Source organism: Paenibacillus sp. strain BS8-2, assembly GCF_054483835.1.
The window spans coordinates 2,120,001-2,141,486 of the sequence record NZ_CM137010.1; the positions used below are offsets into that span (position 1 = coordinate 2,120,001).

Genomic DNA, 21,486 nt, shown 5'->3' on the forward strand with positions numbered 1-21,486 from the left:
AGATGCAGGTTACCCGCGACAAGACGGAAAGACCCCATGGAGCTTTACTGCAGCTTGATATTGGACTTTGGTACGATCTGTACAGGATAGGTGGGAGCCTTTGAAGCCTGAGCGCCAGCTTAGGTGGAGGCGCCGTTGGGATACCACCCTGATCGTATCGGAGTTCTAACCTAGTACCGTGAAACCGGTACGGGGACCGTGTCAGGCGGGCAGTTTGACTGGGGCGGTCGCCTCCTAAAATGTAACGGAGGCGCCCAAAGGTTCCCTCAGAATGGTTGGAAATCATTCGAAGAGTGCAAAGGCATAAGGGAGCTTGACTGCGAGACCTACAAGTCGAGCAGGGACGAAAGTCGGGCTTAGTGATCCGGTGGTACCGAATGGAAGGGCCATCGCTCAACGGATAAAAGCTACCCTGGGGATAACAGGCTTATCTCCCCCAAGAGTCCACATCGACGGGGAGGTTTGGCACCTCGATGTCGGCTCATCGCATCCTGGGGCTGAAGTAGGTCCCAAGGGTTGGGCTGTTCGCCCATTAAAGCGGTACGCGAGCTGGGTTCAGAACGTCGTGAGACAGTTCGGTCCCTATCTGTCGCGGGCGCAGGAAATTTGAGAGGAGCTGTCCTTAGTACGAGAGGACCGGGATGGACGTACCGCTGGTGTACCAGTTGTTCCGCCAGGAGCACCGCTGGGTAGCCAAGTACGGACGGGATAAGCGCTGAAAGCATCTAAGCGTGAAGCCCCCCTCAAGATGAGATTTCCCAGTATGTAAGACCCCTTGAAGACGACGAGGTTGATAGGTTCGGGGTGGAAGCACAGCAATGTGTGGAGCTGACGAATACTAATCGGTCGAGGGCTTATCCTACACGCTTACTCGTTCATACAAACGGTAAGCAACAGCTTTAAGGTTCAGCAAACCTTTCGTATCCAGTTTTCAGGGCGCAATCAAACTGCCGTAATGGACAAGCTCCAAGAAAGCAGGAATGATTTGCACATAACATTTGGTTATGTTATTGCCTGATCTTACAAGCGACCCCGAGCGCTGTAAGTGACAACAATCGGGGAACATGTGGCGGTGTAGCTCAGCTGGCTAGAGCGTACGGTTCATACCCGTGAGGTCGGGGGTTCGATCCCCTTCGCCGCTACCATATGGAGGATTAGCTCAGCTGGGAGAGCATCTGCCTTACAAGCAGAGGGTCGGCGGTTCGATCCCGTCATCCTCCACCATTCAATTCCTGGAGCTGTGGTGTAGAGGCCTAACATGCCTGCCTGTCACGCAGGAGACCGCGGGTTCGAATCCCGTCAGCTCCGCCATTTTTTAATAAGTAAGGCTCGGTAGCTCAGTTGGTAGAGCAAAGGACTGAAAATCCTTGTGTCGGCGGTTCGATTCCGTCCCGAGCCACCACTTATGTCTGTCAAAGCAGACAAGGTATGTATTATGGAGGATTAGCGAAGTGGCCAAACGCGGGAGACTGTAAATCTCTTCCTTCGGGTTCGGTGGTTCGAATCCATCATCCTCCACCAGTTCCTTAATTGGAGCCATTAGCTCAGTTGGTAGAGCACCTGACTTTTAATCAGGGTGTCGAAGGTTCGAGTCCTTCATGGCTCACCAGTTTTTATTCAAACCAAACGTTCAAAGAGAGGCAGCTGCCTCTCTTTTTTGTATTGTCATAATATATTGTGATGACAAAACCAACATCTCGGAGCTGTATATTTGACTTGAAAAAAGTGGAGATAAAGTCTACTATTAAAAATATAGGTGGAATATTTCTTCAATCAAGGAGTGTTATCGATGGCGAATCGTAAAGGAGCTTCAGAAGATGCTAATACGCTTTTGATTATATCTAGCATTTATGAAGCACTTACCAAAACGGAGAAAAAAATTGCTGATGTCATAAAAAAAGACCCCGAAGCAGTTGTATATGTTACATTAACCGATTTAGCTGAAATGGCTAGTGTAGGCGAAACATCGGTATTGCGTTTATGCCGAAAAATAGGGTTCAAAGGTTACCAGGAGTTTAAACTGGCCCTTGCTCAAGATCTGGTAGTTCCAATAAAGAACGTACATAGCCAGATTGATGAATCGGATAACCTGCATGACATTGCTATAAAAATAACGGCAGAAAATACGAAAGCAATCGAAAATACACTTAATCTGTTGAATATGGATCAAGTCGAAAAAGCGATCTCGGCTATCGGCAGCTCTAAGAAGCTGTACTTCTTTGGCGTAGGTTCTTCGGCTAATACAGCGATGGATGGTAAATATCGATTTATGCGTCTTGGCTATAATACGGAAGTCGTAACTGATCCACATATTATGGCGATGAACGCTATTCTAATGGAGGAAGGCGATGTTCTCTTTGGCATTTCTACATCTGGAAGCACCAAGGATATTGTCGACGCCGTCAAGATCGCAAAACAAAATAACGTCTTCTTTATTTGTTTGACCAGTCATCTTCGTTCACCATTGACACAATATGCGGATGTCGTCTTATTATCCAAATCCCGTGAAACGCCTCTACAGGGAGGGGCCTTCTCATCCAAATTATCTCAAATTCATGTCCTCGATATTTTATCAACAGCGACAGCGATTCGTTACAGATCGAAAGCCTACGAAGCCTTAGAGAAGACGTCAATGTCGGTTGTACACAAGATTTATTAAAAAGTATTGATATGGAGTTATACTCCGAATTATAATAAAATTAAGAAGAAATTATCCATACCTTATATAGAGTATGGATTTTTTTGTTCAAAGAGAAAGGGGAGTAAGACTTATGCAGAGTAAGATCGTTTACGTGCCATTAGATGAACGGCCATGCAACTACGATTATCCGTTGTATCTCGCTAGTATGACGAATCTCCATGTAAGCGCGCCTGACCGTAAGATACTAGGCAATAAGAAGCTTCCGGCAAACACGAAAGCTCTGGCACAATGGATTAAGCAAGAAGCAACTTCAGCAGATTATGCGCTAATTAGCATGGATATGCTGTTGTATGGAGGAATTGTCCCATCGCGTCTACACAGTATAGGGGAGGTTGAACTGGAGAAGAAAATACAATTGCTTCGCGAGCTAAAGGAGATGCATCCATCACTTAAGCTTTATGTGTTCCATCTGATTACGCGGGCTCCAGCGTATTCCAGCAGCGAAGAAGAGCCTGACTACTATGCGGATTATGGAAAGGAATTGAATGAATTCGGATGGCTGCAGGATAAGTGTGAGCGTGAAGGCAAACTTCAACATACGGAAGAAGAACGATTGCAAGAAATTATGCATAGGGTTCCAGAAGCGATATTTGATGATTTTCTAGGTAGAAGAGAAGTTAATAAGAAGATGAACGAATACTCGGTGATGCTGGCAGAAGAAGGCGTAATTGATTACTTGGTTATCCCGCTAGATGATAACGCTCAGTACGGCTATACCTCGGCTGAGCAGAGAAATCTTGTTCGCCGCATTCAAGACAGAAATCTTCAGGACCGTATCACGGTGTATCCAGGCGCGGATGAAATCGGCTGTACGATGTTTAGTAAGATATTCTGTGAATTGCACCAGTATCATCCCATTATTCATGTCCGATACTCATCTACGCTTGGACCCACTATAATACCCAAATACGAAGACCGCAGCTTGAATGAAAGCATCAAGCATCACATTACAGCTTCAGGAGCGTATATGGGAGACGGATTCGACTCGCCTGATCTCTTCTTGATGGTCCATTCGCCTGCAACTAGTGGCGCATCCACAGCCGAGACAATGGATGATATCCATACACGTCATCACTCCTATATATCCGAAATTAATATGCGCGAATTTGTCTATACAATGGAGCGATATATAAGTACGGGGAAAGTCGTTGCATTAGGCGATGTCGCTCTTGGTAATGGTGGTGATGATATTCTCATGAAACTGCTTGCGAAGAAGGACTTGCTAAAGGGCTTAGATGCGTATGCGGGATGGAATACTTCGGGTAATGCGCTCGGAACAGTGATTTCACATGCGATTATAGCGTCATATCTTCGTTCTAATCCAGGTGATTCCAGTAAGGAAGAGGCAAGCAGAATGTATTACTATTATCGATTAATTGAAGATTGGGGTTATCAGGCGGTAATCCGTCAGCAAATAACGGATCGTGATTTGCCTAGCCTGGATGCTGCATATTTCCGTTTAGCACATGTTCAGCAGGAGGTACAGTTGTTAATCAATGAGCGGCTGCAGAAATTTATACAGGATTATATCCCTGAAGGGGAGGAGCTTATTCTCTCTAATGTGAGTGTTCCTTGGATGAGGATGTTCGAAATCGGTTTCCGTCTGGAACGAAAAAGGTGGAGCGAAACTCCATGATCAATTTTGCCCATCATCTAATTGTGGAGGTATCCTCCAATTAATATAATAAAAAAGAAATAATCCTTTACATAATCCCAATCGCGCAGTTATAATGAACCTAGAAACTTCATCTTTACTTTATTCGAGGGGGATTGAGGCATTCATGTTGAAGAGAAAATGGGTTACCGCGTCAGTTGCTTTAATGCTTACAGCATCGCTCGCTGCATGCAGCGGCGGCAATAACGAGCCTGCCGCGACAAATTCGGGTGAGAAAGCACCGAGTGAATCGAACGGCAAGAAGGAAGAAGTAAGCTTCTGGTATTTGTGGGGTGGTACTGAAGGCGAGAACGTCGAGAAGTTGATTTCGGAGTTTAATGCGAGTCAAGACAAGTACGAAGTGAAGGGGTTGTCCGTACCTGACGTTCAGAAGATCATCGTAGCGATCTCTAGCGGCGATGGCCCTGATATCACAGACAATTTCAGCAACAATACCGCATCGTATGTCGAGAAAGGGATGCTGTTATCGCTAGATGAGTACATAGCACGCGATAAGTACGATGTATCCGACTTTGTGCCTGCTGCCTTGGAAGCAGGGCGCTACAATGGCGAGCTTTACGCGCTTCCGATTAACGTCAACTTCAACATGATGTTCTACAACAAAACTCTCCTTGCCAAAGCTGGCCTTGATACTCCTCCTTCAACAGAAGAAGAATTGCTCGATTACGCAATCAAACTAACAGAAACAAATGCAGATGGAAGCATTAAAGTATTGGGCTTCCCAGACTTCCCGACTGTATATTACGGAAACAACATGACATATGCTTTAGGCGGCAATTTCATCTCCGAGGATGGTAAAACGCTGACGCCAGATAATGAAGGAATGAAGAAGGCGATTGAGCTATTGCGCGCGTATCGTGAGAAGTTCGGATCCGACAATGTGCTTAAATTCAACTCATCCGCCAAGTACCTAGATGCTACCGATCCGTTCATCATGGGTAACCAAGCGATTCGTTTTGACGGACCTTGGTTTGGCAATACAGTAAAAAATGTTCTGAAAAAAGACCTTGATTACGGCATAGCTCCATTGCCGGCTCCTGCTGGTAAGCCTGAGCTTGCTGGTGGAGGCGAAGTGAGTGCATCGACATTCTTTATTCCAAGCAATGCGAAGAGTAAGGATGGCGCGTGGGCGTTCATGAGCTGGCTGATGTCCAAAGAAAATATGGTGAAGTTTAATGATATGTTCGCTAATCTGCCGGCAAGAACATCGGTATATGACGATCCGGCTTTTCAAGATATTCCAGATTTCAAAGCTTTCGCAGATGCGGCGAAAAATCCGAATCTGAAGTCCTTCCCAACATTCGGGGAGCAAGCTACTTACAGTAAGGCAATCGCAGATGAGTTCGAGTTGGCGATAAATTTCAAGAAGAGTGCTGATGAAGCGATGGCCGAGATGAAGAAGAAGTCTGCGAGTCTTCTGAAATAACTGGGCTGATGGTTCTAGCATCGTCCTGCGCCGCTTTACCACCAGGGAAAGCGGCGCAGCAATCAATGGATAGGAAAGTAGACTTCTGGGGGAGCAACCATGAAGAAAAAAACGTGGATTGGAATAGCATTCGCAAGTCCGTGGATGATAGGTTTTCTTGTCTTTACGTTATATCCGCTGTTGGCTTCATTATATTATAGTTTTACGAATTTCAACATTTTCCAATCGCCGGAGTTTATAGGGGTGGACAATTACAAAGAGTTGTTCGCTGACGACTTGTTCTGGAAAAGTATTAACAACACACTTTATCTTACGCTTGTAAGCACCCCGATCAATTTATTGTTCTCTCTGCTTCTAGCCCTTTTACTAAATAAGAAAATAAGAGGCTTGTCCGCCTATCGTACGATTTATTATATTCCGACTATTGTTCCGCTTGCGGCTACGTCGCTGCTGTGGATGTGGATTCTGAATCCGCAATATGGCTTGGTGAACGACTTGTTGAGCAAGTTCGGAGTTGTTGGTCCCAATTGGTTAGCAGATCCTGAACTCAGCAAGATTTCTCTTGTGATGATGGGACTTTGGGCGTCCGGCAACGTCATGATCATATTCCTGGCTTCACTCCAAGAGGTTCCTCAATCGTTATACGAGTCATCGCAAATTGACGGTGCAAACAAATGGAAGCAGTTTTGGAACATTACGATTCCGACGATTTCTCCTATTATATTGTTCCAGCTTATTATGCAAGTGATCAGCAACCTGCAATATTTCACACAAGCTTATTTCGTCGTTTCCAGTACGGCGCTCAATAACACGAACACTGGCGGACCGGAGAATTCGCTTCTTATGTATGCTATGTATTTGTATCATAACGCTTTCATCTACATGAAAATGGGCAAAGCCTCCGCAATGGCATGGATTCTGTTTGTTATCGCGGGTCTCATTACATGGCTCATCTTCCGTTCTTCGAAAAAATGGGTCACCTACGGAGGAGAATAAGATGAATAAGTCGATCTGGAAATCAAGCGTACCCGTACATGCTGTGCTGTTGTTACTAGGCTTTACTTTTCTGGCTCCATTTCTGTGGATGCTTCTGACATCATTAAAGTCCTTGGGAGAAATATCGACCTTCCCATTAACCATATGGCCTGAAAACTTTATGTGGAGCAATTATAGTGATGTTTTTGAAGTTATACCGTTTGCTAGATATTTTTTGAATACGTTGATTGTAACGGCCGCTAGTGTCGTCGGACAACTGATCGCAGCTCCTATGGTGTCTTATTCCATAACAAAAATCGAATGGAGCGGACGCAAATGGATTTTCCCCATTGTGATCATGACCATGCTGCTCCCCTTCCAAGTGACCATGATTCCGGTCTATATGATTTTTAAGGATCTTGGACTTACGGGAAGTTATTGGCCGCTGATTATCCCTACGTTTACTGGAGCTCCGTTATATATTTTCTTATTAAGGCAGTTCTTTATGTCGATTCCAGATGCCATTATACAGGCAGCTCGAATTGATGGAGCATCCGAGGCGCGTATCTACGTTACGATGATTTTGCCATTGTGCAGACCGGCATTAGCGGCAGTTGCCATCTTTACTTTCCTATACACTTGGTCCGACTTTATGGGGCCGCTGCTATATTTGAACAATGCCGATCTGTACACGCTGACGCTGGGATTGCAAGCGTTTCTGGCGGAGCATTACACCGAATGGGGCTTGTTAATGGCGGCATCAGCTTTGTTCACATTGCCTCTTATCATTATGTTTTTCTTTGCCCAAAAGCAGTTTATTGAAGGTATTACGCTGACAGGAATCAAAGGTTGATTTCCATCTTAAGGAGTGGAATCTAGCTATGAAAAAGGACGAAATACAAGCTCTGAACGGTGGATTGATTGTATCGTGCCAAGCATACGAGGGAGATCCTCTGTTCGGCAGTGAAACGATGGCGAAACTGGCAGTCGCAGCTAAAGAAGGCGGAGCGGTAGGCATAAGAGCCAATTCGCCTGAAGATGTGAAGGCGATTAGAAGCAAGATTTCCTTGCCGCTTATCGGACTATGGAAAGAGCGTTATGCGGATTCGGAGGTTTATATAACACCTACGAAAAAAGAAGTTGCTGCTATTGCTGAAGCGGGTGCAGACATTATAGCGGTTGATGCGACTGTTCGGCGAAGACCAGGCGGTGAGTCGCTTGAAGATATCGTAGCATGGACTCGTCAGCAATACCCGCAGATACTGCTAATGGCCGATGTTTCTACTATAGATGAAGGCGTGAAAGCAGAAGAAATGGGCTTCGATGTCATTTCGACTACCTTGTCGGGATATACGGTCTATTCACCCAAACAACTGGCTCCAGACGTTAAGCTGGTCTTCGATTTGGTAAACAGAGTTAAAATTCCAGTGTTTGCCGAAGGCAGAATTTCAACCCCTGAAGAGGCTTCCCAATGCCTTGAAATGGGAGCGCATGCCGTCGTAGTTGGCAGTGCGATTACACGACCAGAAGAAATTGCGAAGCGATTCGTAAAAGGATTGAAGCAACGGCCAGAGCTTGCAGGAAAGGAATGATACCCATGCGGTCCGCAATTGGCATAGATCTTGGCGGAACCAATTTGAAGTGGGGAATCGTCTCAGAGAGTGGAGCCGTACTGCTGGAAGGTATCGAACCCACGGAATCGCACAATGGTCCGGAGGCGCTCCTGCAGAAGTTGTCCGACATCGTTGCGCAAGGGCTCACGGCGGCCAATCGTTTGGGTACGCTCATTGAAGGAGTGGGCATTGGCACAGCGGGCCAAGTGGAACGCACGTCCGGTATCGTCAGGGGAGCCACTGCTACGTTGCCAGGCTGGGCCGGCATGCCCCTTGGTGAGCGTATTCAAGCAGAAACCGGGCTGCCCGTAGTAGTAGATAATGATGTGAACATGATTGCACTCGGTGAGGCGTGGATCGGGGCCGGACAAGCATGGGATGACTTCCTGTGTGTCGCAATCGGCACGGGAGTTGGCGGCTGTTGGATTCAAGAGCGCAGCGTATATGAAGGCAGAGAAGGTTACGCGGGAGAGTTCGGTCATATGGTGGTTTCCATGAACGGTCTCGTATGCAGTTGCGGTAATAAGGGCTGCTGGGAAGCTTATGCATCCGTTTCGGGATTCATGAGGCTAGCATGTGAGCGATGGCAAGATGGTCCATGGGACCAACCGGAGGAGATCTTTCGATTAGCAAAGGCTGACGACGAAGAAGCGTTGTCCATTGTGAATGCCTATTGCGAATATGTAGCTGCCGGATTATCGAATCTCGTTCATATTTTTAATCCTTCGGCCATCGTTCTGGCGGGAGCGATTGTGGCGGGACAGGGAGCTTACTTACTGGATCGCATCGGGACAGCACTGAATCGCCTCATTATGCCGGTCTACCAGATTCCTGCCCCTGTTGTCCTTGCGCCTGCACATCTTGGAAGTCAGGCAGGTTTTGTCGGATCAGCGCTAGCAGCGTTAAAGAGCCAACCTAGAAGGGGAGTCTAACGAAGCCAGAACTCAATAAGGATCTACGCCTGAAAACAAAACAGGCTCCATGATATAGCAACCGGTGTTTTCAGCTGGATCGAATCATCCATTTGAAGGGAGAGATCGATTCATGCAACCCAATGGCTTCACCGTGTCTAGTTCTAGGAAAATATTGGCACAGATTCTTTGCGTCCTAATGGTCGCCCTATCCTTCAGTCAGCTTGCACCAGGGCGTGCAGAAGCGACGGGGACGAATCTGCTCGCTGGATTAAGCTACACAGCAAGCATTACTGCCAATGCTTCTTATCCAGACAGCGGCAATGAATTGACGAATGGCATGACGGCTAGCGCATTACTTGCGGATTCTGCTTGGCAAGGACGTATGACACCCGGCGTCTATACCTTTAGTGTTGATTTAGGTGCGACCGAAACGTTCCAACGATTCGAAGCAGGTTTCTACAAGTATTTGGGAGCAGGTATACAGGCCCCTACCAGCGTGTCCTTTAGTTATTCGACCGATCAGCTAACGTACCAAACGGCTTGTTCGGTGGGGCAGCAAGGAGCGGGAAGCGACATTGTGCGCTTGGAGTATGCCTGCGACGCATCAGGTCCGGTGACTGCACGGTATGTCACAATGACCGTGAACGGAAATGCGGCAACCTGGTCGTTCGTGGACGAGTGGCGAGTGCTTGATGCGGCTTCGCCCTTGAAGCTGAATGGCTCCTTCTTGCAGCCGGAGCTTGCTGATACTTGGAGCCTTACGGAATGGGAAGACGAATTTCAGTACATGCAAGATGTAGGCATGGATCACCTCATTCTGCAGTGGTCGGCTAATACAGAGTTTGGAACAGCTGTGTATCCGACGACAGTAAGTGGATTATCGCAGGATACGACACAAGACGTGGTTGAGAAAGCGCTCGAAATGGGTGAGCTGTATAACATCGATATATATGTTGGCTTGCAGTTGAACCACGAATGGTTCGCGAAATACACAAACGATCTGACATGGCTGAACGAGGAAGCGGATATCGCGGGTGAATTAATTGAAGATCTATGGAACCAATATGGCAGCTATTCTTCGTTTAAAGGCTGGTATCTTAGCTTTGAAGTGGATAATTGGAATCATCCCGATTCTACGTCATGGCAGCGGCTCGCGGACTTCTATAATGACGTGACGACTGTTGCTCACACGGAATCTCCCGGCCTGCCGATCATGATTTCCCCATTCTACAATGTTTCGGGCGGATTGACTCCTTCTGGATGGGAAACGATGTGGACCTATATTTTGGGACAGTCGGATATTGATATCTTAGCTCTGCAAGACGGTATCGGCGCGGGGCATGCCGTAACAGCTGATCTTGCGGCGTGGTTCGAAGCGACGGAAGATGCCATCGACACTGCTGGCTCTGGTACGGCATTGTGGGCTGATACGGAAACGTTCAATCTGGACTTCAAGCCGATGGATATGAAGCTCATGCTGGATAATATGGAAGAGGTTTCTCCTTACGTCAGCAAGTATACTAGCTTCAGCTTCAATCATTATATGAGCCCTCAGACGGTTAATCCGTTGTATTATGAAACGTATTCGGAATATGTCACAACTGGCGTTATGGATGCTGTATCGCCTACGACACCAACGAGCTTGTCTGCATCAGCAGTCGATTCTATGACGATTAATCTGAGCTGGAGCGCATCTAGCGACGATACCAGTGTAGTAGGCTACCAAATTTACCGTAATAGTGAGCTGGTACATGCCAGTTACTCGTCTTCGACCAGCTTTACCGATTATCAATTGGCGCCTGGCACGTCCTATACGTATACGGTCAAATCTTATGATGCAGCAGGCAATCTATCTGCAATGTCGAGCTCAGTCTCTGCAACAACGTCCTCCGGAACATCGTATCCGAACAATTGGTCGATAGGCAAATCCTACACTTCCACCATGGCGGCCGATGCCTTGTATACGGATGCAGGAGGAAGCGAATTAACCAATGGCTCGTTCGGAGCAGCTAGCTACTCGGACGGCGCTTGGCAAGGACGCAATACGGGCGCCGGATACAGCTTTGTCATTGATTTGGGTCAAACCCGTTCCATAAGCGAGCTAAACGCAAATTTCCTGCAAGTGAAATCGGTGTACGTGCTGCTTCCAAAGGAAGTACGGTTCTCTATTTCGTCGGACAACATCAACTTTACGAATGTAGGAACGGTGTTGAAGCCGGCAGTAAGCAGCTCCGACCAGACGAAAACATATCGCGTAATTGGTCTTGGCGGTGCGAACACTCGCTACATCAAGGTTGAGATTGTCCCCGCGAGCAGCGCTTGGACGTTTATCGATGAGATTCAGGTCAAGGGATAAAAAGTAAAAGAAGCTGCGTATGCGAAGAACACGTCGCACATGCAGCTTCTTTGCGTTTACTTCGATCGGGGAAGGCGCAGCGCCAGCTCTTCCACAAGCTCTTGTGCCGATGCTCGTAACCGATCAGCGAGCTCGTCGCTTACCTCGAAGCGGGTCTCGACTCCTCCGTCTTGGATACGGGTCACCATTTCATCCGTGGCATAGACACCACGGATGAAATGCCTTGCACCCATCGAGGCGAGCACAGGCTTCAGCGCATAATCGATGGTCAAGAGATGGGCAAGCGTGCCGCCAATGAATAAGGGAAGCACGAGCTTGCCTTCAAGTCCTTTCTGAGGGAGCAGATCGATATAAGCCTTAAGCACGCCTGTATAGGAAGCTTTATAAACAGGACTGGCAATAATAACAGCTGATGCTTCCTCAACCAAACGGTTGGCTTCGACAATCGCAGGACTGCCGAATCGAGCGTGAACCAGATCTTCGGCGGGCAGTGATACTACGGTGATGGATTTGGTCGAATGACCGTTCTGTCCGAGCTCCTTGGCAACAAAATCAATGATCCCGTTCAAGCGGGAGGTTGCATTGGGACTGCCGGATATAATAACTATGCTGGACATGGGCAGCATCTCCTTCGTTAAGTCATACTACAGCGTGCAAGGATGCATAGCCGTCGGGTGTAGATTACCATGTATTGGATAGGGGGTCAAACGAATTGCTCTTGTAGTCTGAATCAGTTACATAAAAGGCATGCGGACTTAAAATTGTCGAATAGGTTATGGTACAATGGAAAGAAAAAAGCGCTATTCGTGGAGAGTGGAGACAAAGACATGAGCAAGACAGACTGGTTAAAACCGCTGCAGCACATTCTGAATAGCCCGATTCAAATGAGTACAAGAACAGTCCAAGAATGGGATGAATTCGCAAGCGATGCCGTTGCGATCTGGCGCGGCGAAGGCGACGAAGACTTAGCACTCGGAATGCGCGCAGAAAAAACGGATATTACCTGGTTCCTCGCAGGCAAGCAAGAGCAAGCTTTGTCTGTTCTTGAAGTGAGAGATGATGATCTAACACCCAAGGAAAAGGACCTGATTAGTTGGACTTTAAAAATGATTGTTCCTCAGAACCCGTTAAAAAAGCGGATAAACACCAGCGAATCCGAAAGATACGCTGAAAAGTTGAGCGAATGGCTGCAGGAGCAGCTTGATTCGGCCACACCTGCTTATTCATTACCAGATCACTTGACGGTAGGAAGCCGTTTATATTATGACATGATTCCATTACTCCTTATTACAGAGCAGACAACGGCTACCGAAGCTGCATATGTGGAGCTGGAAAAGCTGCTTAAGTCGTTCTTGGCGGAAGATATTCTGCTTATCCCCCTTAAGAGCCAGGAGTGGTTGATATGGGGACCGATGTCGTTATTAAAGGATGAAGATGCGGAGCCTGACGATTCATCTGAAGAAGAGTCGCTTGAAGAAAGTCTTGCATCCATCGCATCAGGACTGCACGAGATGCTTGCAAGCGAATGGTTAGGCGAATGTCATTTGGCGGTAGCACTGCCCGTTTCGCCATCCAAAGGAATGGTAGAGACGACCATTCTGCTTCGCGAGACGATCAACCTGGGCCGCAAATTCCATGTGGGAACGAATATTCATCTGCCATGGATGCTTCAGCTTGAGCGTTTGCTTAACACAATTCCGGAGAGTTACAGATCCAAATATTTGGAGCAATCGCTTAAACGGGCGGATTTGTTTGTAGAGACAGAGATGCTTGCTACGCTGGAAACATTCTTTAATTTGGATTGTAATGTAAGTGAAACAGCCAAAAAGCTATACATCCATCGTAATACGCTCCTCTATCGATTAGACAAGCTCAAGCAGGAGACGGGATTGGATGTTCGGCAATTCCGGGATGCCGTGCTTGTGAAGATTATATTGCTATTGTACAAAGTTACGAAAAGGAATTAGTTTTTTTGTAAAGTATGTGCATAGTCATCTGCCCGTCTGTGGGATAAGATAGATCCATAACGAAATTCTTTTTTAGGGGGAAATTGATCATGGCAGGCGTACGCTTAGAAGGCATTTACAAAAAATATCCGGGTTCCGATAAGGCTTCTGTAACCGACGTAAATCTTGATATCAAGGACAAAGAGTTCCTGGTACTGGTAGGACCATCTGGTTGCGGTAAATCGACAACTCTTCGTATGATCGCTGGTCTCGAAGAAATCTCGGAAGGTAAATTGTTTATTGGCGACCGTCTTGTGAACGACGTTGCTCCTAAAGATCGCGACATCGCGATGGTATTCCAATCCTACGCCTTGTACCCGCATATGAACGTGTACCAAAACATGGCGTTCGGTCTTAAACTTCGTAAATTCAAAAAAGCAGACATCGACAAACGCGTTCGTGAAGCTGCGAAAATTCTTGATATCGAGCACTTGCTTGACCGTAAACCAAAAGCACTTTCCGGTGGTCAACGTCAGCGTGTTGCCTTGGGCCGCGCAATCGTTCGTGAGCCGCAAGTATTCTTGATGGACGAACCACTTTCCAACTTGGATGCTAAACTTCGTGGTCAGATGCGTGCGGAAATCAGTAAACTGACTAAACGTCTTGAAACTACAACAATCTACGTAACGCATGACCAAATCGAAGCCATGACAATGGGCGATCGCATCGTGGTTATGAAAGATGGTTTCATTCAACAAACAGCTTCCCCTGAGGAGCTTTATAACCACCCGGTTAACATCTTTGTTGCAGGTTTCATCGGTGCTCCATCCATGAACTTCATCACTGGTTCATTGACTGAGCAAGGTGGCACAGTGAAGATCAAAGCTTCCGGTGTAGACGTAGTAGTACCTGAAGGCAAAGCAGCAACACTTCGTTCCAAAGGTTACATTGGCAAAGAAGTTATTCTGGGCATTCGTCCGGAAGATATCCATGAAGAGCCAGTATTCCTGGAAGCTTCCCCTGGCACAATCGTAAACGCGAACGTAGAGGTAGCTGAGAACCTTGGTCACGAAATGTACCTGTACCTGAACGGTATCGGTTCCGACACAGTAATCGCACGTGTTGACGGCCGCTCTGCAATCCGTGACGGCGCAAGCGTTAAGCTCGCTCTGGACATGAACAAAGTTCACCTCTTTGATAAAGAGTCCGAACTGAACATCTTCGAGAACTAATATTCCCTTATAACGAAGAACCTTGGGTGTTTACCTAAGGTTCTTTATTTTGTGCTTTGTTCAACTAGGCCAATTCTGTAGGAGTTTGGCTCACACTCTAATGATGTTCTAAATACATACGTACGAGCATACCACGGTCATATTTGTAACGCTGTGGTGTATTTTCTTCTGACACTTTGCCGACCTCAATTTCGTAATCTGAAGATTGATTCATGATACGGGCGTATGAGGGATCGTTGGTATTCTTGGAGTCAATTACTTGAGCGGCTTCCATCTATCCATCCTTGAATCGAATGATTTCATATTAGGGAAGTTTATATGTGCACCTTCGAAAGCAGCGACAAGTTCTTCATGCCCATCGGAATCCAAATCAATCATTTCGGGTTGACCAATTGTTTGAAACGAAAGTAATTTATTGCTTATTTTATCTAGGGCAATAATATTCCAGTAAGTGAAAGCAGTTCCGATGCCTGCCAACACAACAATATCATTAAACGATCCATCCACCTTCCTTGCTTCAACTTCACTCAATTGACAAGGAATGATTTGTTCATAATCATATAATTTCCCTTCGTATTGAAACAAAGCTTGCACTTCAATATTATTGTTCTGGATGTTATTGGAATTGTCCAGGATGTCTTTGGAATAGAAGTGAACCGAAATGGGCTTGTCATCGACCAGCCCTAAGCCAATCGTTTTGACATTAGACCAGTCTACAGGAGGCGTGGATTCGGGGATTTCGTTTGTGACAACTCGCTTAAATAATAGTTCTCTGTTAGTAACGTTGTTAGTAGCAGACTGCAATTGGTTATCCTGCTTCTCATGCCATCCTCCACAACCTGATACTGATAGCGTTACTAAAATAATCAAAATGACTTTACCGATATACAACCCATCACTCCCCCGTCATAGCGAACTTCATTCTTATTCCATGCAGTATTTTCCTTTATAAACGGATTCACTCCCATTGATGTTGCAAATAAAGGGTGCTGCACATTGCAACGGAGTGTTCGAAGCGTTTAACGATGTGTGTTATGCGTGTCATGCGGACATTTTTTTTCGTGATTGTAAAACTGTTTGCGGTGTCTGACCGTCTAATTGGTAGATAAGGAAAGAAGAGGATGCGGAAGATGCTATAAGGGGTTGAGATTGGGATGCGCGAGGGAGATGAGCATACGCGGTGGAGATCGGCCAAACCGCTGGACAGGGAGACGATATTGGCAACGCTTGAGCGCGAGAAAGGAAAGATGTATGGCATAGCCTATGCGTATCTGCGTAATGAAGAAGGTGCGTTAGAGGCGATTCAAGAAACAGCGTGCCGTGTCTGGGTGAACAGGGTGAAGGTGAGGAAGCCAGAGTATTTGGCAACGTGGATGATACGTATTTTGATACATGTATGTATGGATGAAAGGAAGAAGCAAAAGCAGGAGCAATCGTCCATAACAATGGCCGCTAGTCAAACAACTTTGGAGACAGAAGCGGTGGAGCGCCTTGAAATGGAGGAACAGCTCGCCAAGCTGCCACCTCATCTCAGAATGGTAATCGTACTCAAATATTATCGGGATATGACCATTACACAGGTGGCAGAAATGATGGAGAAGCCGGATGGTACGATTAGAACCTGGCTGCACAAGGCATTACAACAATTAAGAACGGATATGACCGAGCGGAAGGAGGTGGATAGAGATGAACGATTGGGAGAAGAAGGATCTGCATAGCAGGACAAAGGAAAATAATACTGACGATATCGTTTTATTGCTTAGTGCTGACCGAGATCATGTCCGAGAGGTGACAAATTTAGAAGAGTATCCGTTGCTGGCGGAGAAGGTAAATGCAGTAATGCTGAAAGGTATCGAACAAGGGCAGAAAAGGACGATCAGGATCGGTGTCAAGCGAAAAGGTTTGCAGGCTGTGGTCATTCTTATAAGCATGTTGTTGTTATTAACCGCATTTGCTCGGATCTCGCCGACCTTCGCCACCATCCTAAAGGATATTCCGGGATTCGGGAGATTCGTTGAGCTGATTGGTGATGACTTTGAGCTGCAATCTGCCATAGAAAACGAGTATTTCCAGGTTGTGAACAAAAGTGATGAAAGAAACGGATATACATTTACGGTGAATGGAGTGTTGGCAGATGCCAAACGAATCGTCATCTTGTATACGGCAGCAGGGCCTGGCATTAATGAAGAGAATATGACCATGTTGCCATTTGAGCTAAGTGACGAACATGGAGGAAATATCAATTCACTCATCGCATTTGCCCACTATGGACTGGATGATACGAAACGAGATAGCCAAGGGAAGCTGCAGGATTATTTAGACATTGTTCTCGCGCCAGGAGTTGATGTGCCTCAAGTCATACAGTTTAAACTGAAAGCAGGCGGGGAATGGCTGGTGGTGGAGGTTCCGATTGATCAAAGCAGATTTGCGGAGATGACGGAGGTCATACCGATTAACCAGGTCATAGAGATTGACGGGCTGCGTGTGGAGGTTACGGAGGCAGTCATTACGCCGCTTCAGGTCTCGGTGAATTTCAAAACAGATCCGAACCATGCCAAACGTATGAACGGATTTGTTGAGCTGGAGCTTGTCGATGAACGAGGCCGAGTGTACAAGGAAAGCTCGGGTATGGGAGATCTCAATGGTGAGTTTGTTCGACACTTCCAAAGCTCTTCAATCGACAAACCGAAATCGTTAACGTTAAGAGCGAAAGGATTGCTGGTGTCCGAAAGAGGTCTTGAGGTAGTCATCGATACAGAGAAGGAAATATTGCTTAACGCGCCGGATGATCGGCTACAGCTGATTAGTGTAAGAAAGTCGGCGGATGCGGTAGATCTAGCGTTTGAGCTGTCTCACGAGGATGATCCGCCGGAGGTTAATAGAGCTATTGTCCTGTTTGGGTATAGTACCGGCAAAGGCCAGGTAAAGGATGCAGCAGGAAATGTATATCGCGTAGAGGGAGGGATGAGCGATGGTAACACGTCGTCACAATTTAGAGCGGGTTCAAGGCTCTTTACCTACTATTACAATATCCCAAACGCCGATTTCGCCCAGCCGCTTACCTTCGACGTCGACATGTATCTAGGGCATGTGATGCAAGATATTGTGATTCCCATTAAATGAGAAGATGGCGCTGGGCGACGTGAAACGTTGCTTTCGGCGCCTTTTTGTTTTACGATGAAGACATTGGAAATCGGTATACATAATGTTGCTATAAATAATCTCACGTTGCCCGAAGAAGGAGGCTAATCCCTTGGCGAAAAAAGTAAAAGTTTCCGAATTGGTCCGTCATTTCAATATGGAGATTCTAGCGGGCGAGGATGGGTTGAAACGAAACATCACGGTTGACGATTTATATCGGCCAGGTTTAGAGATGGCAGGCTACTTTCACTACCATCCGGTAGAGCGCGTGCAGCTGCTTGGTAAAACAGAAATATCGTTTTTAAGTATGCTTGACAGCGAAGAACGTAAAAACAGGATGATCCGATTATGCGATGAGGAAACGCCTTGTATTATTCTAACCAGGGGACTCGAAGCGCCGAAGGAGCTGATCGAGCAATCGAACGCGACCCAAATTCCTGTTCTGCGAAGCGGAATCGCCACGACGATTCTGACAAGCCGGATTACGGACTTCTTGGAGCGCAAGCTTGCGCCGACGGCGACGATTCATGGTGTATTAGTCGATGTGTATGGTGTTGGCATGTTGATTACCGGCGGCAGTGGCATAGGCAAAAGCGAGACAGCGCTTGAGCTCGTGAAGCGAAGTCATCGCTTGGTCGCAGATGATGCAGTTGAGATTCGTCAAACCTCGGACGGGCAACTGCATGGATCCGCTCCGGAGTTGATTCGTCATTTGCTCGAAATTCGGGGTCTAGGCATTATTAATGTGATGACGTTGTTCGGTGCTGGCGCTGTTCGGTCTCAGAAGAGGATCGGGCTTGTCATCAAGCTAGAGAACTGGCAGCAGGACAAGCAGTATGATCGGCTTGGACTGGATGAAGAAACGACGCGAATCATCGATACCGATGTAACGCTTGTGACGATTCCGGTTCGACCAGGGCGAAATCTTGCTGTTATTATCGAGGTAGCTGCGATGAATTTCCGACTTAAACGTATGGGATACAACGCAGCGCTCCAGTTTACGAACAAACTGACGGAGACGATCGCCGACGATATGGATGAATACGATTGAGTTAGGCTGGCATGATCAAGAATTAGTGAAATTATGAGCGGCGAAAAAGGAGAAGATAGTAACGATGAGTATGCTTGCGATTGATCCTGTCGTATTCACAATCGGATCGTTATCGGTCCGGTGGTACGGCATTATTCTGGGTACGGCGGCGCTGGTAGGTCTGCTGCTGGCTGTGCGCGAAGGCAAACGATTCGGCATTAAGCCGGATTTCTTTATGGACCTGCTGTTGTTCGGAGCTCCGACGGCCATTATTGCAGCAAGAATTTATTATGTAGCGTTCATGTGGGAAGATTATAAGGACAATCCTTTGGATATCTTCAAAATTTGGGAAGGCGGTATCGCGATCTATGGCGCGATTATCGGCGCTTTTATATGTGGAATTATCTACTCCAGATACAAAGGCTACAGCTTCTGGCGCATTGTCGATATTTGTGTCCCGTCACTGCTGGTCGGTCAAATGATTGGACGCTGGGGCAACTTCATGAATCAGGAAGCTTACGGCGGTCCGGTTAGTGAGGATTTCCTGCGGAACACTCTGCATATTCCCGCGTTTATCGTCGATCATATGTTTATCGTCGATCAGGCTATCCAGGAAGGCGCATTCCGCCATCCGGCCTTTCTGTACGAGTCGCTATGGAGCTTGGTTGGTTTAGGTGTATTATTTGTCCTTCGTCGTCAGAAGTTCCTGCGCGCAGGCGAGTTAATGGCTGCCTACTTTATTTGGTACTCTATCGGACGTTTCTTTATCGAAGCTCTTCGAATCGATAGCTTGGCGTTCATCGGACCGAAATGGATCGCGGACTTTATCAATACACTTTGGACGCCAATGACGGGATTGTTCGATCAAGGTTATCTAGATCCAGCGTATGGAAACATTCGGATTTCGCAAGCGTTAGCTTTGTTATTTATTGTCGCTGCGATCGCCTTTATTATCATTAGACGTGTTTCGGGACATGCGACGGTTAGATATTTGGATCCAATCGTGACCACCAAGCCTGAGCGTAACGGTGCGGCGGCAGATGACGTGATATCTAGAGCTGAGTCGAAAGAAGAGGCTGCGGTGACATCGAAACGTGGAGACGCAGAAGCGGATGAGTCGGTTGAAGATACGCACAAATAGAGATAACAACGGATAGAATGCAAGACAGCAGGAGGGAAAGCTGGAATGAACACAAGGAACGATATTCGTACGATGCTGTTCGATCTTGATGGTACAATCCTGGATACAAATGAGTTGATTATTACATCTTTTCTGGAGTCGTTAAAAGGTGTAGCGCCTGCTGACTTTAACCGCGATCATATTATCCCGAGTATGGGACAGCCACTGGTCGATCAATTAAGGCAGTTCTCTGGACTAGACGATGTACGTCATCTGGTTCACGCTTATCGTACGATTAACCTTAAGCTTCATGATGATTTGGTCAAGCCGTTCGAATATGTAGTTGAAGTGCTTGAGCAGCTGCATCGAAATGGCATCAAGCTTGGCGTTGTAACCACCAAGATGCGATTGACGACTGAAAAGGGACTTAAATTTGTAGGCATCTTTGATTACATGGATGCGATTATTACGATTGACGACGTCACGAACGCTAAGCCGCATCCAGAGCCAGTGCTCAAAGCAATGGAGCTCATTGGAGCTGATCCAGCTACAACGTTGATGCTTGGCGACAGCACGGTCGACATAAAGTCTGCCGTTGCCGCAGGAGCTACTGCTGTCGGGGTGGCATGGTCGCTCAAGGGCGGGCAAATCTTACGTGACGCAGGGGCTGATTACGTGATTGACGATATGCGTGAGCTTCTTGCCTTTGCCGGTTTGGAGCGGGAGACTTTTGCGTAACGTTGAGAAACATCCTGTAGAAGGACCTAATGCGCTGTGGCAAGTGTATTCGACTGTTAGCCGGTTGAAGGCAATTCGCAATTTTGTTGCCATACAGCTTGCCCGCTATTGTCCAGAGTTATCTTGGAAAAACGCGATATACAGACGCATCTTGGGGATGAAGGTGGGAGAACACACCGCCTTTGCCCTCATGGTGATGGTAGATGTGTTTTTCCCAGAACGGATTACGGTTGGACGTAATTCAATAATCGGCTATAATACAACGATACTTACTCATGAATATCTCATCAACGAATATCGGATCGGAGATGTCGTCATTGGCGATCATGTCATGATCGGAGCGAATTGCACCATTCTTCCAGGCGTAACAATCGGCGATTATGCGGTTGTTTCTGCCGGTTCGCTTGTACATAAGGACGTACCCGCGCATACCTTCGTTGGAGGCAATCCTATGCGCGTTATTGAATCCAAGCAATCTCCTTCTGCTGGTACGGAAGGTTACAAAGAGAGCTAGACTAGACGTCCAATTGGCAATGCGGCCTTTCCGGAGGTTCCGCTGCTGCCATAAGACGTCTATTTTTGTTGATGTAACTTGACGGGAAGATGAGTGCATGCTAAG

The 21,486-nt window shown here is 46.9% G+C and carries 18 protein-coding genes, 6 tRNA genes and 1 rRNA gene (1 of these 25 cut by a window edge); 23 read left to right on the forward strand and 2 right to left on the reverse strand.

Annotation, left to right across the window (positions count from 1 at the left end; genetic code table 11):
• From ACX1C1_RS09280 to ACX1C1_RS09350, 15 genes are all read left to right on the forward strand, one after another.
• Positions 1–862 (forward strand): 23S ribosomal RNA (locus ACX1C1_RS09280) (it extends 2,069 nt beyond the left edge of the window).
• 206 nt (positions 863–1,068) lie between these two features.
• Positions 1,069–1,145, forward strand: a tRNA-Met gene (locus ACX1C1_RS09285).
• A gap of 3 nt (positions 1,146–1,148) precedes the next feature.
• Positions 1,149–1,224: transfer RNA gene (locus ACX1C1_RS09290), tRNA-Val, on the forward strand.
• A 10-nt stretch (positions 1,225–1,234) separates the two neighbouring features.
• A tRNA-Asp gene (locus ACX1C1_RS09295) sits at positions 1,235–1,311 on the forward strand.
• 15 nt (positions 1,312–1,326) lie between these two features.
• A tRNA-Phe gene (locus ACX1C1_RS09300) sits at positions 1,327–1,402 on the forward strand.
• A gap of 35 nt (positions 1,403–1,437) precedes the next feature.
• Positions 1,438–1,521, forward strand: a tRNA-Tyr gene (locus tag ACX1C1_RS09305).
• Between the two features lie 12 nt (positions 1,522–1,533).
• Positions 1,534–1,609 (forward strand) — tRNA-Lys (locus ACX1C1_RS09310).
• 180 nt (positions 1,610–1,789) lie between these two features.
• On the forward strand, positions 1,790–2,659 hold the full coding sequence (locus ACX1C1_RS09315; protein ID WP_458956806.1) for a MurR/RpiR family transcriptional regulator: 870 nt from the start codon (positions 1,790–1,792) through the stop codon (positions 2,657–2,659).
• Positions 2,660–2,771: 112 nt separating this feature from the next.
• Positions 2,772–4,337, forward strand: coding sequence for a DUF4127 family protein (locus tag ACX1C1_RS09320; RefSeq protein WP_458956807.1), 1,566 nt, complete (start codon positions 2,772–2,774; stop codon positions 4,335–4,337).
• Positions 4,338–4,482: 145 nt separating this feature from the next.
• Positions 4,483–5,802 (forward strand): ABC transporter substrate-binding protein, encoded by a 1,320-nt coding sequence (locus ACX1C1_RS09325; RefSeq protein WP_458956808.1) that lies wholly within the window; start codon positions 4,483–4,485, stop codon positions 5,800–5,802.
• A gap of 99 nt (positions 5,803–5,901) precedes the next feature.
• Complete coding sequence (locus ACX1C1_RS09330) at positions 5,902–6,798, forward strand: carbohydrate ABC transporter permease (protein ID WP_458956809.1); 897 nt, start codon at positions 5,902–5,904, stop codon at positions 6,796–6,798.
• A 1-nt stretch (position 6,799) separates the two neighbouring features.
• Positions 6,800–7,630, forward strand: a complete 831-nt coding sequence (locus tag ACX1C1_RS09335) for a carbohydrate ABC transporter permease (protein WP_458956810.1) — start codon at positions 6,800–6,802, stop codon at positions 7,628–7,630.
• A 28-nt stretch (positions 7,631–7,658) separates the two neighbouring features.
• Positions 7,659–8,369, forward strand: coding sequence for an N-acetylmannosamine-6-phosphate 2-epimerase (locus ACX1C1_RS09340; protein WP_458956811.1), 711 nt, complete (start codon positions 7,659–7,661; stop codon positions 8,367–8,369).
• Between the two features lie 5 nt (positions 8,370–8,374).
• Positions 8,375–9,322, forward strand: coding sequence for an ROK family protein (locus ACX1C1_RS09345; protein WP_458956812.1), 948 nt, complete (start codon positions 8,375–8,377; stop codon positions 9,320–9,322).
• Between the two features lie 112 nt (positions 9,323–9,434).
• Complete coding sequence (locus tag ACX1C1_RS09350) at positions 9,435–11,660, forward strand: DUF4434 domain-containing protein (protein ID WP_458956813.1); 2,226 nt, start codon at positions 9,435–9,437, stop codon at positions 11,658–11,660.
• A gap of 56 nt (positions 11,661–11,716) precedes the next feature.
• On the opposite strand, the gene ssuE is transcribed toward ACX1C1_RS09350, so the two are convergent.
• Positions 11,717–12,277 (reverse strand): NADPH-dependent FMN reductase, encoded by a 561-nt coding sequence (ssuE, locus tag ACX1C1_RS09355; RefSeq protein WP_458956814.1) that lies wholly within the window; start codon positions 12,275–12,277, stop codon positions 11,717–11,719.
• A gap of 210 nt (positions 12,278–12,487) precedes the next feature.
• Here ssuE and ACX1C1_RS09360 point away from each other — a divergent pair, with 210 nt between their 5' ends.
• Together ACX1C1_RS09360 and ACX1C1_RS09365 are read left to right on the forward strand one after the other, a co-directional pair.
• A complete protein-coding gene (locus ACX1C1_RS09360; RefSeq protein ID WP_458956815.1) occupies positions 12,488–13,627 on the forward strand; it encodes a PucR family transcriptional regulator in 1,140 nt (379 codons plus the stop codon).
• Between the two features lie 89 nt (positions 13,628–13,716).
• The gene (locus tag ACX1C1_RS09365) at positions 13,717–14,838 is read left to right on the forward strand and encodes an ABC transporter ATP-binding protein (protein WP_458956816.1); all 1,122 of its coding nucleotides are present in this window, start codon (positions 13,717–13,719) and stop codon (positions 14,836–14,838) included.
• A 255-nt stretch (positions 14,839–15,093) separates the two neighbouring features.
• On the opposite strand, the gene ACX1C1_RS09370 is transcribed toward ACX1C1_RS09365, so the two are convergent.
• A complete protein-coding gene (locus ACX1C1_RS09370) occupies positions 15,094–15,729 on the reverse strand; it encodes a hypothetical protein (RefSeq protein WP_458956817.1) in 636 nt (211 codons plus the stop codon).
• Positions 15,730–15,992: 263 nt separating this feature from the next.
• Here ACX1C1_RS09370 and ACX1C1_RS09375 point away from each other — a divergent pair, with 263 nt between their 5' ends.
• The 6 genes from ACX1C1_RS09375 to ACX1C1_RS09400 all read left to right on the forward strand — a co-directional run bounded on the left by ACX1C1_RS09375 (position 15,993) and on the right by ACX1C1_RS09400 (position 21,381).
• A complete protein-coding gene (locus ACX1C1_RS09375; protein WP_458956818.1) occupies positions 15,993–16,556 on the forward strand; it encodes a sigma-70 family RNA polymerase sigma factor in 564 nt (187 codons plus the stop codon).
• Positions 16,525–17,961, forward strand: a complete 1,437-nt coding sequence (locus ACX1C1_RS09380; RefSeq protein ID WP_458956819.1) for a DUF4179 domain-containing protein — start codon at positions 16,525–16,527, stop codon at positions 17,959–17,961. The genes ACX1C1_RS09375 and ACX1C1_RS09380 overlap by 32 nt, the downstream gene beginning before the upstream one ends.
• A gap of 130 nt (positions 17,962–18,091) precedes the next feature.
• Positions 18,092–19,030: an HPr(Ser) kinase/phosphatase gene (gene hprK / locus ACX1C1_RS09385; protein WP_458956820.1), complete on the forward strand. Its 939-nt coding sequence runs from the start codon at positions 18,092–18,094 to the stop codon at positions 19,028–19,030.
• Between the two features lie 64 nt (positions 19,031–19,094).
• On the forward strand, positions 19,095–20,150 hold the full coding sequence (gene lgt, locus ACX1C1_RS09390; protein ID WP_458956821.1) for a prolipoprotein diacylglyceryl transferase: 1,056 nt from the start codon (positions 19,095–19,097) through the stop codon (positions 20,148–20,150).
• A gap of 45 nt (positions 20,151–20,195) precedes the next feature.
• Positions 20,196–20,867: a pyrophosphatase PpaX gene (gene ppaX / locus ACX1C1_RS09395; RefSeq protein WP_458956822.1), complete on the forward strand. Its 672-nt coding sequence runs from the start codon at positions 20,196–20,198 to the stop codon at positions 20,865–20,867.
• A complete protein-coding gene (locus ACX1C1_RS09400) occupies positions 20,860–21,381 on the forward strand; it encodes an acyltransferase (protein WP_458956823.1) in 522 nt (173 codons plus the stop codon). Before ppaX ends, ACX1C1_RS09400 begins: the two co-directional genes overlap by 8 nt.
• Positions 21,382–21,486 lie beyond the last annotated feature (105 nt).

Bases quoted from the DNA above. Each gene is read 5' to 3' on its own strand.
- ACX1C1_RS09315 (WP_458956806.1), top strand. From the start codon at position 1,790: ATGGCGAATCGTAAAGGAGCTTCAGAAGATGCTAATACGCTTTTGATT.
- ACX1C1_RS09320 (WP_458956807.1), top strand. From the start codon at position 2,772: ATGCAGAGTAAGATCGTTTACGTGCCATTAGATGAACGGCCATGCAAC.
- ACX1C1_RS09325 (WP_458956808.1), top strand. From the start codon at position 4,483: ATGTTGAAGAGAAAATGGGTTACCGCGTCAGTTGCTTTAATGCTTACA.
- ACX1C1_RS09330 (WP_458956809.1), top strand. From the start codon at position 5,902: ATGAAGAAAAAAACGTGGATTGGAATAGCATTCGCAAGTCCGTGGATG.
- ACX1C1_RS09335 (WP_458956810.1), top strand. From the start codon at position 6,800: ATGAATAAGTCGATCTGGAAATCAAGCGTACCCGTACATGCTGTGCTG.
- ACX1C1_RS09340 (WP_458956811.1), top strand. From the start codon at position 7,659: ATGAAAAAGGACGAAATACAAGCTCTGAACGGTGGATTGATTGTATCG.
- ACX1C1_RS09345 (WP_458956812.1), top strand. From the start codon at position 8,375: ATGCGGTCCGCAATTGGCATAGATCTTGGCGGAACCAATTTGAAGTGG.
- ACX1C1_RS09350 (WP_458956813.1), top strand. From the start codon at position 9,435: ATGCAACCCAATGGCTTCACCGTGTCTAGTTCTAGGAAAATATTGGCA.
- ssuE (WP_458956814.1), bottom strand. From the start codon at position 12,277: ATGTCCAGCATAGTTATTATATCCGGCAGTCCCAATGCAACCTCCCGC.
- ACX1C1_RS09360 (WP_458956815.1), top strand. From the start codon at position 12,488: ATGAGCAAGACAGACTGGTTAAAACCGCTGCAGCACATTCTGAATAGC.
- ACX1C1_RS09365 (WP_458956816.1), top strand. From the start codon at position 13,717: ATGGCAGGCGTACGCTTAGAAGGCATTTACAAAAAATATCCGGGTTCC.
- ACX1C1_RS09375 (WP_458956818.1), top strand. From the start codon at position 15,993: ATGCGCGAGGGAGATGAGCATACGCGGTGGAGATCGGCCAAACCGCTG.
- ACX1C1_RS09380 (WP_458956819.1), top strand. From the start codon at position 16,525: ATGAACGATTGGGAGAAGAAGGATCTGCATAGCAGGACAAAGGAAAAT.
- lgt (WP_458956821.1), top strand. From the start codon at position 19,095: ATGAGTATGCTTGCGATTGATCCTGTCGTATTCACAATCGGATCGTTA.
- ppaX (WP_458956822.1), top strand. From the start codon at position 20,196: ATGAACACAAGGAACGATATTCGTACGATGCTGTTCGATCTTGATGGT.